The sequence below is a fragment of the Bacillus sp. RC51 genome, from assembly GCF_044908115.1.
GTDB classification, from domain to species: domain Bacteria; phylum Bacillota; class Bacilli; order Bacillales; family Bacillaceae_G; genus Bacillus_A; species Bacillus_A mycoides.
Genome location: NZ_JBIYCW010000014.1, coordinates 39625 through 51877, shown reverse-complemented (window position 1 = coordinate 51877; position 12253 = coordinate 39625). Strand labels below are relative to the sequence as shown.

The 12253-nt window shown below is 33.0% G+C and carries 10 protein-coding genes and 1 pseudogene; all 11 read right to left on the bottom strand.

The features are described 5' to 3' along the window. Positions 1-28 precede the first annotated feature (28 nt). Complete coding sequence (locus ABH959_RS23160) at positions 29-1108, bottom strand: HAMP domain-containing sensor histidine kinase (RefSeq protein ID WP_404493222.1); 1080 nt, start codon at positions 1106-1108, stop codon at positions 29-31. Continuing rightward, entirely contained in the window at positions 1105-1791 is a 687-nt protein-coding gene (locus ABH959_RS23155; RefSeq protein ID WP_016126979.1) for a response regulator transcription factor, read from the bottom strand. The genes ABH959_RS23160 and ABH959_RS23155 overlap by 4 nt, the downstream gene beginning before the upstream one ends. Then, positions 1781-2368, bottom strand: coding sequence for a class I SAM-dependent methyltransferase (locus ABH959_RS23150; protein WP_016126978.1), 588 nt, complete (start codon positions 2366-2368; stop codon positions 1781-1783). The genes ABH959_RS23155 and ABH959_RS23150 overlap by 11 nt, the downstream gene beginning before the upstream one ends. 160 nt (positions 2369-2528) lie before the next feature. Next, positions 2529-3680 carry an ABC transporter permease gene (locus ABH959_RS23145; RefSeq protein ID WP_420196575.1) on the bottom strand — a complete coding sequence of 384 codons (1152 nt, stop codon included), beginning with the start codon at positions 3678-3680 and terminating at the stop codon, positions 2529-2531. A 26-nt stretch (positions 3681-3706) separates the two neighbouring features. After that, a complete protein-coding gene (locus ABH959_RS23140) occupies positions 3707-4381 on the bottom strand; it encodes an ABC transporter ATP-binding protein (RefSeq protein ID WP_016126976.1) in 675 nt (224 codons plus the stop codon). After that, on the bottom strand, positions 4378-5481 hold the full coding sequence (locus tag ABH959_RS23135) for an efflux RND transporter periplasmic adaptor subunit (protein ID WP_078422521.1): 1104 nt from the start codon (positions 5479-5481) through the stop codon (positions 4378-4380). The genes ABH959_RS23140 and ABH959_RS23135 overlap by 4 nt, the downstream gene beginning before the upstream one ends. Positions 5482-5688: 207 nt before the next feature. Then, a complete protein-coding gene (locus ABH959_RS23130; RefSeq protein WP_404493221.1) occupies positions 5689-6771 on the bottom strand; it encodes a HAMP domain-containing sensor histidine kinase in 1083 nt (360 codons plus the stop codon). Beyond that, entirely contained in the window at positions 6768-7454 is a 687-nt protein-coding gene (locus ABH959_RS23125) for a response regulator transcription factor (protein WP_113936495.1), read from the bottom strand. The genes ABH959_RS23130 and ABH959_RS23125 overlap by 4 nt, the downstream gene beginning before the upstream one ends. A 344-nt stretch (positions 7455-7798) precedes the next feature. Then, positions 7799-8965 (bottom strand): hypothetical protein, encoded by a 1167-nt coding sequence (locus ABH959_RS23120; protein ID WP_113936496.1) that lies wholly within the window; start codon positions 8963-8965, stop codon positions 7799-7801. 538 nt (positions 8966-9503) lie between these two features. After that, positions 9504-11351: pseudogene (locus ABH959_RS23115) on the bottom strand (FtsX-like permease family protein). Between the two features lie 16 nt (positions 11352-11367). Continuing rightward, positions 11368-12090, bottom strand: a complete 723-nt coding sequence (locus ABH959_RS23110) for an ABC transporter ATP-binding protein (protein ID WP_404455278.1) — start codon at positions 12088-12090, stop codon at positions 11368-11370. Positions 12091-12253 lie beyond the last annotated feature (163 nt).

Here is a 12253-nt window from a genome sequence, read left to right as displayed (position 1 = left end):
TATGGAACCTTTCATTCCATAAGCCATTCTATTTAATTGGATGTTCAACAATAAAGGACATCCAGCCGTCTTTATACTCTGCATGTATATTACCATGATGAAGTTCAACAATTCTTTTTGAGATAGCAAGTCCTAGACCATTTCCCTGGTCATCTTTTCTTGCCTTATCTCCCCTGAAAAACCTTTCAAACAATTTATTTGGATCGCTAACAGGTGGCTTCTCGACTTTATTTGATACTTTTAAAATTGCTTTGTTACCTATTAGTTCAAGACTTATTGATAATTCGGATGGTTTCATGCTGTACTTTATCGCATTCATAAACAGGTTTTCATAAACACGTACCATTTTTTCTACATCCATGAAAATAGGTATTGTTTCTTGTGTGATTGATTTTTGAACGATTAAGCTTTCCTTTTCAAATATAGGAATGTATTCTCCAACTATTTGCTCCAACAAACCTGATAAATCAACTTCATTAAGGTTTAACTTAGCATCGAGGTCTGATAAACGGGTATATTCAAACAGTTCATCAATTAGATATTTCAGTCTCTGTGATTTTAAATAAGTGGTTTCGAGGTATTCCTGTAATTGTGTTTTACTGTCGTATTGCCCTCTTTTTAATAAATCTACATATCCGATAATAGATGTCAACGGTGTGCGTAAGTCATGAGATACGTTGGTAATGAGTTCATTTTTTGTACGTTCCAATTGTCTTTCCTGTTCAAATGTATTCTCCAATTCCTTGGACATATAATTAATATTTTGAGCAAGTTGGGTCAATTCGTCCCTACTTTCTATTCTGATTGTTAAACCAAGTTTTCCATTAGCAATATGGTGAACGCTCTCGGTAATAAGTTTCAAATATAATAATTTTTTCCGCACCATTAACAAAAATACTGCAATAAAGATAAAGATTATGATTGAAAACAAAATTAGCGTATAAATATAACCTGTAACTAGAGTAACTTCGGGCAGATAATTTTTTACGGATAGATGATAAAGCAATTTACTGAAGAGAAATATCGCACCAAGTGAAACAAAAAAACTAATTGCTACCGCAATAAGAAGTTTTGCAACTAACTTATTTCTAAGTTTAAACATCCTCATATTTTATATCCTACTCCCCATACTGTTTTAATGTAGATGGGATGTTTGGAATCTTCTTCTATTTTATCTCTAATTCTTGTAATGTGTACCATTACATTATTATCCGATTTGTAAAAATTCTCCTTCCAAACAGCTTCATATATTTTTTCAATGCTTAAGACCATCCCTTTGTTACGAGCAAGAAGTTCAAGTATATCGAATTCTTTAGGAGTAAGCCTGGTTTCCTTTCCCCTTACCCATACTTGACGTGCATCTGTATTCAAGGTCAAATTACCAATTTCAATAATATTTTTATTCTTGTTCGTTTCAGTATTATATTTTGTATATCTTCTTAATTGAGATTTTACTCTAGCAATTAATTCTAATGGGTTAAACGGTTTTGACAAATAATCATCGGCACCAGAAGTAAGCCCCTGAATTTTATCCATATCTTCGGATTTTGCAGAAAGCATGATAATGGGAATAGTTCGTTCTTCCCTAATCTTCATACATGCTTTAATTCCATCCATGTTAGGCATCATAATATCCAAAATAATGAGATCAAACTCTTTTTCTTCCAACTGTTTTAAGGCCTCAATAGCATCTTCAACCTTTTGAGTTTGCAAACCTTCATTTTCCAAATAAATAGAAATAAGGTTTCTGATTTCTTTATCATCATCAACAATAAGAATTTTAGCTTCCATATTTTTCTCCCTTATTTTTTGGTGTTGAACAGCTAAAAACAAAAGCAGGTGGTACGTTTCTAAGCTCCCATTTCTCATCTATTGTATCAAAAAACTGATTAAGGAACTTCTTTTTAAATTTTGTATATTGAAAAGTAATAAATACCCCATCTTTCTTTAAAATTTTTGTGGTAGTTAATAAAATTTCATCTGAAACATTTTGGGGCAAACTAGCAAAAGGAAGACCAGAAACAATATAGTCTGCATAAGGAATAGAGAAGTTTTTTAGATACTCGTCGATATTTTCCGCAGACCCCCATACAATGAATAAATTTTTCTCTTTTTTAAATTTTTCTTTCAACATTAAATAAAACTCTCTATTATTTTCCACTAGCATAAGAGTGGTATTCGAATTTCGTTTTTTAAGTAATTTCTCAGTGAATACACCCGTACCTGGCCCATATTCAATAATATATTTAGCGTTCTCAAAATTAATGTTTTCCATCATTTTTTCTGCGAGAAACTTTGAACTTGGAAGTACTGCACCGACGTTTCTTGGATTAGTTATACATTGAGATAAAAAAGACAAATGCTTCATATTTAGTCACTCCAATAGATTAACTTTACAACCATAGTTTAAAATCCAAACATGAAGAAACTGGAGTGAAAATCCTTAAGAATCCTTAAGATTTAAAAAAACTGTTAAAATTTCTCGGCTTCAACAGAAAAAATGCAGGAGTTTACACTCCTACGTTTTTTTACTCATATCGTAAACATTCAATTGGATCAAGTTTTGCAGCTTTGTTAGCTGGTAGTAAACCAAATGCAATACCGATTAGCATTGAAATGCCTACTGCAAGAAGTCCAAGTTCTGTTGAGACAACGAGAGGCCATCCGGCAAAGATTGAGACGATCCAAGCGAAGAAAATACCGAGCATGAATCCGATGAAACCACCTAGTCCAGTCAAAATACAAGATTCAATTAAGAATTGTGTTAATACTTTACCGCGTGTTGCACCAAGTGCTTTACGAATACCGATCTCACGTGTACGTTCTGTTACGGATACAAGCATAATATTCATTACACCGATACCACCAACAAGTAAGGAGATAGCAGCGATACCACCGAATACCATTTTCATCATACCGATTGATTCGTCTAATTGCTTCGTAAATTCACCCATATCTTGAGCTTTAAATTTATGCTCAAATTTAGGAGCTTTCATCTCGTTCAAAATAGAAACAGCTTGTTTTTCTACACTTTTACGTTCTGTTGGTGAACTTAGTGTTAATTTTACAGAGTCATACTCAGTTACTCCTGAAATGACAGGAGCATTTTCAAGTGATGTATAACCTGCTGACATAGCCATTCCGGAATCATTTTTTGCTTCATAAACACCGACTACTTTATACGGTTTTCCTTTTATGTCTGTATATAGATTTGGTTCCCAACCATTAAATAATTTGTTGAAAGTTTCTTCATTTAAAATAACTGCAGAGATTGCTTGTTTTAGTTCACTATCGTTTAATTCCCGACCGTGAACTAATTTTATTTTCGCATCTGTCATAAAGGCGACTGTTCCACCTTTTAGATTAAGAGAGACATCTTTTGAACCAGAAGATGCTTTTACTTTCATACTCACATCTGGATCAACATCTTTAACGCCTGGCACAGTTTGAAGACGTTTGAGCATATCAGTTGTGATTTTGGCACTATCTGTTCCATAATCGGGGTTGTTATAGTAAATGGTTACTTCCGTATCTTTTCCTTGCCCTAATTCTTTTTTAAACTTTGCGTTTGTACCATCACCCATTGAAATGATGGTAATGATGGCGCTAATACTGATAATAATTCCTAGCATCGTTAAGATAGAACGCATTTTATGAGCAAAGATAGAGGAAAGGGCCATGCGTATAGTTTCACTCGTGTTCAAAATTAACCTCTCCAATCTTGGACGATATTTCCGTCACGAATTACAATTTGGCGGGCAGCCGCTTCACCGATTTCACGATCGTGGGTAATCATAATGATTGTTGAGCCTTGCTTGTTTAATTCATAAAAGAGGTCCATAATTTGTGTACTTGTTTTCGTATCAAGTGCACCTGTCGGTTCATCGGCTAAAATAAATTTCGGGTTATTTACGATTGCACGAGCAACCGCAACACGCTGTTTTTGTCCACCTGATAATTCATTTGGCAGGTGAGTAGCACGATCAGCTAAACTTACTTTTGTTAAAGCAGCTAATGAGCGCTCACGTCTTTCTTTTTTATCGACTCCAGCGTAAATAAGAGGTAATTCAATATTTTGTAGTGCTGTAAGTCTTGGTAGTAACATGAAGTTTTGGAATACGAATCCGATTTCTTTATTACGAACATGTGCAAGTTCTGTTTCAGACATGTTTGAAATATTTTGACCAGCTAGTTCGTACGTACCTGTCGTTGGTTTATCTAAGCAACCGATAATGTTCATTAATGTTGATTTACCAGAACCAGACGGTCCCATAATAGAAGTGAATTCTCCTTGGTTCAGAGTTACGTCAATTCCGTGTAATATTTGAACGGCTTCTGCACCATTTTGGAAGGATTTCGTGATGCCTTTTAAATTAATCATTCAACGACAACCTCCATACCATCTTTTAAGTCTTTTTCAGGTTTAGAGATAATTTGTTCTCCTTTTTTCACTCCAGAAACTTTTGCTTCGCTATCTGTCTCGAATTCAACAGTAATCGCTTGTTCTTTCGCTTTACTGTCTTTTACAACGAAGACAACATTTTTGTCACCTTTTTTCACGATGCTACTTTTCGGAACAATCGTACCAGTTGCTTCGCCAGATTTACTCGTTACGTATACATGGAAGCCGTTTTGTAATTCTTCACTATTATCTAATGTGACAGTGAATTGATAATTAGAAACAGTTTTATTTTCGTCCATACTCTTTAATGGTGTAGAACCGATTTCTGTTATTTTTCCTATCCAATTCTTACCAGTTACAGTTTTTGATGAGACAGTTACTTCTTGCCCAACTTTCATGCTAGCAAGTTCATGTTCAGAAAGTTGACCTTTTACTTTAAATGGACCAGCGTGACGAAGTGTAATGCCACTCATACCTGTTTTTTCATCAGCAGTTTTTACGATATCATCAATTACACCATCAGCAGGACTCGTTACAGAAAGTGTGTTTACTTTCTCTTTTGCTTCTTTAATCATTTCATCAGATTTTTCAACTTCAAATTTTTTCATTTCAAGTTGTGATTCTAATTGTTGCACTTCGATTTCCGATGCTTTTAATGCTTCCTGAGGAAGACCAGCATTTTTATCTTTTTGTAATTTTTGTTTCGCTGCATCAAGTTGTTTTTGATACAATGTTACTTCTTTTTGTGCGATTTTCTTTTGCATTTCTGCTTCCGTTACACCTTGTTTAGCAGTAGGGGCATTATATTTAAACAGAAGCTGACCTTTTTTCACTTCATCGCCTTTTTTAACAGCTGATTCATACGTACCTTTTGTTGGATCGAATGAAATTGTTTCAATTCCATTTGGAATAACTTCACCGCCAAATTTTTGTGCATTTTCAATTTGTTTTTCTATAACTTTATAACCGCTATATTCCATTGCTACTTCCGAACCGCCGCCAGCAAATGCAAAATATGATCCAGCAGCAATTCCAATTGCTACTACACTAGTAATTAACACTTTATTTTTCTTCTTCATCTATTTATCACCTTTTCAATGAGATTGTCACTATGTATCCACCTGAAAGCTACAAAGAAAATTTTCTTTTTTAATTTCTTCACTCTCCTCATCGCTTTCAATACATACATGATAAACTATGAAAATTAGGAAACACCCCGTAAAATTCTTAAGAATTCTTAAGTTTTATAAAAAAAGCTTATGGAACCTATAATTCCATAAGCCATTCTATTTAATTGGATGTTCAACAATAAAGGACATCCAGTCGTCTTTAGATTCTGCATGTATATTACCATTATGAAGCTCAACGATTCTTTTTGAGATAGCAAGCCCCAGACCATTTCCCTGGTCATCTTTTCTTGCCTTGTCCCCCCTGAAAAACCTTTCAAACAATTTATTTGGATCGCTAACAGGCGGTTCCTCGACTGTATTTGACACTTTCAAAATTGCTTTGTTATCCATTAATTCAAGACATACGGATAATTCGGATGGTTTTATGCTGTACTTTATCGCATTCATAAAGAGATTTTCATATACACGTACCATTTTTTCTACATCTATGAAGATAGGTATTGTTTCTTGTGTGATTGATTTTTGAACGATTAAGCTTTCCTTTTCAAATATAGGAATGTATTCTCCAACTATTTGCTCCAACAAGCCTGATAAATCAACTTCGTTAATGTTTAACTTAGCATCGATGTCTGATAAACGGGTGTACTCAAATAGTTCATCAATTAGATATTTCAATCTCTGTGATTTTAAATAAGTGGTTTCGAGATACTCCTGTAATTGTGCTTTACTGTCGTATTGCCCTCTTTTTAATAAATCTACATAGCCGATAATAGATGTCAACGGTGTGCGTAAGTCATGAGATACGTTGGTTATGAGTTCATTTTTTGTACGTTCCAATTGTCTTTCCTGTTCAAATGTATTCTCCAATTCCTTGGACATATAATTAATATTTTGAGCAAGATGAGTCAATTCATCCTTTCCCTCAATCCCAATTGTCAAACCCAGTTTTCCATTGGCAATATCATTCACATTATCAGAAATGAGCTTCAAATATACTATTTTCTTTCGAACCAATATTAAAAAAATGATAATAAAAGTAAAGATCGCTAACGCAAATATAAGAAATGTAAGTATATTATTTTCAAATGTACTAAGATCATCAAGATAGTGATTTAGATTTAATGGTATTATAATATATATAAAAGTGAGGATTGTTAAACCAAACGAAACAAAAAAACTAACTGCAACAGCACCAAGAAGTTTTATTATTATCTTATTTCTAAAACTAACCTTCTTCATATTTTGTACCCAATTCCCCAAACAGTTTTAATATAAATTGGATGTTTAGAATCCTCTTCAATTTTGTCTCTTATTTTTGTAATATGCACCATGACGGTATTATCCGATTTATAAAAAGCATCTTTCCAAACTGCTTCATATATTTTTGCAACACTCAGAACAATCCCTTTGTTACGAGCAAGTAGTTCGAGTATATCAAACTCTTTTGGAGTTAGCCTTACTTCCGTGCCTCTTATCCATACTTGACGTGTATCTGTATTTATGGTCAAATCACCAATTTCTAGGACACTTTTATCATTATCTGTATTTGTATTATATTTTTTAAACCTTCTTAATTGGGATTTTACTCTAGCGATTAACTCCAACGGATTAAACGGTTTTGATAAATAATCATCGGCGCCAGAGGCTAAACCCTGAATTTTGTCTATATCCTCTGATTTTGCAGAAAGCATGATAATAGGCATATTTCGTTCTTCCCTAATCTTCATACACGCTTCAATGCCATCCATATTAGGCATCATAACATCCAAAATAATAAGATCGAATCGCTTTTCTTCTAACAGTTCTAACGCTTCAATAGCATCTTCTGCCTTTTGAGTTTTCAGACCTTCATTTTCCAAATATACAGAGATAAGATTTCTAATCTCTTTATCATCATCAACAATAAGAATTTTTGACTCCATATGATTCCTCCACATTTTTCTCATATTGAACAACTAAAAGCATAAGCAGACGGTACATTTCTATCCTCTTTTTTGTAAACCTGCAATTGAATGACCAAAAGTAACATAATCGATATAAAAGATAACGTCTTAAATATTGTTCAAAATTTTCTTTAGATCCATTTACAATTAATAATTTTTCTTCTTCATTAAATTTAGCTTTTAATAAAAAAAATTATTTTGAGATTCCTTCTTTTAATTAATTTTTTTTGATTACACCGGTAGTGTATATAACTTATAAAATGAAAAAAGAATCCTCTTCAATACGCTCTTTAAAGAAAATTCTTTTTCAAATCGTATTTTCTTTACTCGTTACTTATTTTCACCAGTTTTTCTCCTTGTTCTAAAAGTGTTTCATAGTCATTGTTCTCTTTAATTTCTTTGATTTTATTTTCAATTGTGGGCGTATTATTTATATTAAAGTACGTATTTAATACTTCATATGGTGTCTTTCCTTGTTTGATTGCACTATCTTCCATAGCTTCTTTCCATGGAATATTTACTTTGTCCATGCTTAATTCAAGGGCTGAACCAGTCTCATATCTCATATTCCGCTCTAAAAACCTTGGAGATTCTGCCTGTCCATTAGCAATGAAGTTGAACGCCTCCATAAAAGTAACATGATATGGCTTCTGTTTCTTTGCAAGTACCATAAGATTTCCACCAGTTAATTTACTATAACGATACTCTAAGTATCGTGCTGAACCTTCTATTGCTTCAGTTTTTGTTTCTCCAATTAATTGAGGCCATTTTTTATAGCGATAGTTACGTACAATTGTCCAATCATATAATGCCTGATTAATACTTTCTGGGTTCGTATCAATCATTGCTTTATCTAATAGCTTAAATTCTAATCCCATTAGCGCGTAATTTTCTTTATTAATCGGATATTCGTGAATAGACTCTCCACCATTTGCATCATATGTCCAATCTTTTTGTTTATAAGCATGAAAACCTTCATGTAATAAGAAAGATGAAAAATCAAAATATAAATCTGGATTACTAAACATTTTAGGATGATATTTTAAATAAAATACATCCATATCGTTAATATTTATTGTCCCAAAGTTCCAAGGAATCCAGGTAGAAATAGTTCTAAAATCAAAACGAGTTAAGCGATAGACTTTAGATAGATGCAGAGAATTTGAGACTTTTATTTCCTTTGCAAAAATACTATTTTCTAATCCCGTTACATTAACTGCATAAGCTTCTTGTCTAAAGAATCCCCCGTCTTTATTACTACGTATCAGAACCAATGGCATTTTTTCGAAGCGATAATCTTCATTCCAAAGTTTATCACTCGATTCTTCGAAGCTCTTATAAATAGTAGATAATTCTTTTAACATGTTTTGATCCGTGTTATCTAAAGACTTAAACTCTGTATGATATGTTTTATTTAAAATTATGCTTCCCAACATAATTCCTATAAATATTACTAATAAGATTAAAATTACCTTTAAAATTTTTTTCAACACACACTCCTTTTCTAAAACGATAATCCTTATGATGAATAAAGTTTACAAGTTTTATGTTTATTTACACTCTTTTGGTGCAAACCCAATTTTAAATAATAGCTATAATAGACACAATGAATACAAGATATTTTTTTGAAAATTGTTCTATCCTGTCAAAATTCCGATAATAGTTAACAATTAATATTGGATGATTATTCAATTTTATTGTAAGGGGATAGTGCAAGAGTTCCTACAAATAAGGTTAAAGTAGTACTCAATGTAGGAACGATGCTATTTTCCCTCTTCTTTTCCCTTCATTATTAAGATATAGAAAGAATAGTATTTTTCTCTTTTAATTGCTCATACATATCTTCTTGTAAGTTATACATGAAATGCGCCCCCTACTTGTATTTACTTTTTTTCTAACACTTTCTGCCGCTCATTGCTGCATATTTGTATCTCAAATCCACTTTCTATTTTGCTTACATGATATTTTTTCACTTCATCATAACGGGGGCCAATTATGATGATACTTAGTATACATAACATTATTACATTAACCTTCTTTCGGAAGTACAATTCTTTTATACAATTGAACTGTAATCCAGTAGTAAATCGAGTAAATCACTATGAAAATAACAATTGGTAACCAAATACGAAAATACGGATCGATTAAAAGAGGGCCAAACATATTCATACCAACTAATATGTGAACAATCCCGATAATTGCTGGGACTAAGAATACGAAGGATAACTCCTTATAAATCGATTGTGTTAATAATTCCTGGCGAACACCAATTTTACGAAGCATTTGGTAACGTATACTATCTTTAGATGCACCAGATAGAATTTTAAACATTAAGCAACTTGCCATCATTGCTAAAGACGCAATTCCAACGAAGAACCCCATAAACATTAGTCCGCTGGAAAAACCTTGATTTGCAATATATTGTTGATACTTACTATACAGCTCTTTAGATTTCACATTTTTATACTTAACTACCTGTAATTCATCAAGTTTTTTCCATTCTTTTAAATATGCTTCAAAATCATCTGTTTTCCCAATAAACACAGTACTTTCTTTACCTTTCATACTATCGTATATGTTTTGATCTACAATTTTTATTTTATGATTAGGATATATATAATTTGGCTGAATTGTTTCGAAAGCGTCGCTCCATTGTTTTGATTTTGCATCCTCTTTACCCCATTGTCTTGACAATGCAAATGCATCCATGGGAATCTCTTCTGAAACTTTCATTATCTTCTCATTTTTTCTATCTTTTACTAAAGGATGATTGTTCTCTAGCTCTTCTTTTATATAATAAACATACTTATCATCTACTTTGTAACGATATTCAAGTTTCTCTTGAAATAAAATACTACTCAAAATGTTCTTTTCTTCTGCTGTTGGATTATGAACTACCGAATCGTAAATTGTTCCTTTATCAGTCTGCTTTAAAACGTCGTTTTTAAATGCCATACCACACGCAATTCCACCTGCTCCAAGGGCTACTAAGATTGCTACCGTCGCAAGCACATTTGTTAAGCCATTAATGCGGAAGTTTAATTGAGCAAAGGTAAAAGCATTAAGCCCTTTTTCACTACGCTTTTTATTACTTTTTATTTTTTTTATCATAACTGGGAGAAGTGATCCAAACAACATGTAAGTACTAACAGTTGCTGCGATTAATCCAAGAGCCATTAATGTAGGAACGGTTCCTAGATTTTTTGCCTGTGGTATATAGAGCAATGATGCATAACCAATACCTAACAAAATCAGACCAAGTAATGCAACTACAACTGTCATTTTTCCTTTTACCGCGCCACGCTCTGTTTGTGCACCTGCATGTACAAGTTATAATATAGAAATACGTGACAATTTAATACTATTCATACTTGCTGATAGTACAAATAATGCAAAGAAGAAGATGCAAGTAACGACCATTGATGGAATGTACAAAGCTTGGTAACCTTCTCCAGTCAACTCCAATTGTTTCATTAATAACTGTCCGATACCTTCTGCAAGTCCTACACCACTTGTAATCCCAATCACAAGTGACGCCGCACCTAATATAATTGTTTCAAGGAACATCAGTAATGTAACTTTATACTTTTTTGCTCCTAACATCATATACATACCAAACTCTTTTTGGCGAAGAGATAATAAGAAAGAGTTTGCATACATAATGTAAAAAAATGTTACAATCGCTAATAAAGAGGAACCTATTTGGAATATTAATACAATAGGACCAATGTTTGCATTAGATTCAAGGAACACTTTATTTAGTGATAGCGTTTGAAACATATAGAAAGTAAAAATAGATACAATAAGACCAATAAGTAATACAATATAATCTTGCAATTTACTTTTCAACCCTGACATGGAAAGTTTAAATAACATGCCCAAACCTCCTTTCTTACGCTTTTTGTGTGCCTAAATCTGCAAGCACGTCTAAAATTTCTTTATATAACTCACCATCTTGAATGAATAAAATACGCTGACAGTAACTTGCACTGTATGGATCATGCGTAACCATCATAATCGATACGCCTTGTTCTTTATTTAAATTTGTCATCGCATTAAGTAAACTAGTTGCATTTTTAGAATCAAGAGCTCCTGTTGGCTCGTCCCCTAAAATAATTGCAGGCTCATGCACTAACGCACGTGCTGCTGCTGAACGCTGTTTCTGTCCACCAGATACTTCAGATGGGTACTTTTGAAGTATTGTTACAATCCCTAACATATCAGCTACCTTTTCTACTTTCGGCCCAATTTTTCGTGATGGGACACCTTGAAGGGATAATGGAAGTGCAATGTTTTCGTAAATAGATAAATTCTCTAATAAATTAAAGTCTTGGAAAATGAATCCTAACTTTTGCGAACGGAAATCAGAAAGCTCACCTTGCTTCATTTTCGTAATATCCGTTCCTGCAATTTCAATAACGCCACCTGTCGCTTTATCAAGAGTTGAAATTACATTTAATAATGTCGTTTTGCCAGAACCAGATGGCCCCATAATCCCAACAAACTCCCCCTCTTGAATCGAGAATGAAACACCTTTTAATGCGTGTGATTGATTCTCACCTTTTTTACCGTACACTTTTTGAATGTTTTTTACGTCTACGACTTGTTTTATCATATATATTCTCCTACGTCTCTATGATTGATAAGCTACCGTTTGGGTTGTTTCTTTTTCTTTTTCGTTTCCACTTGCAATGCCTCATCTGTAAAAGTATTAAACTTGTACCCCACCAATATATATCCTTTTATTTTTCAAAATAATAAGTCCTTTCATATTTTTG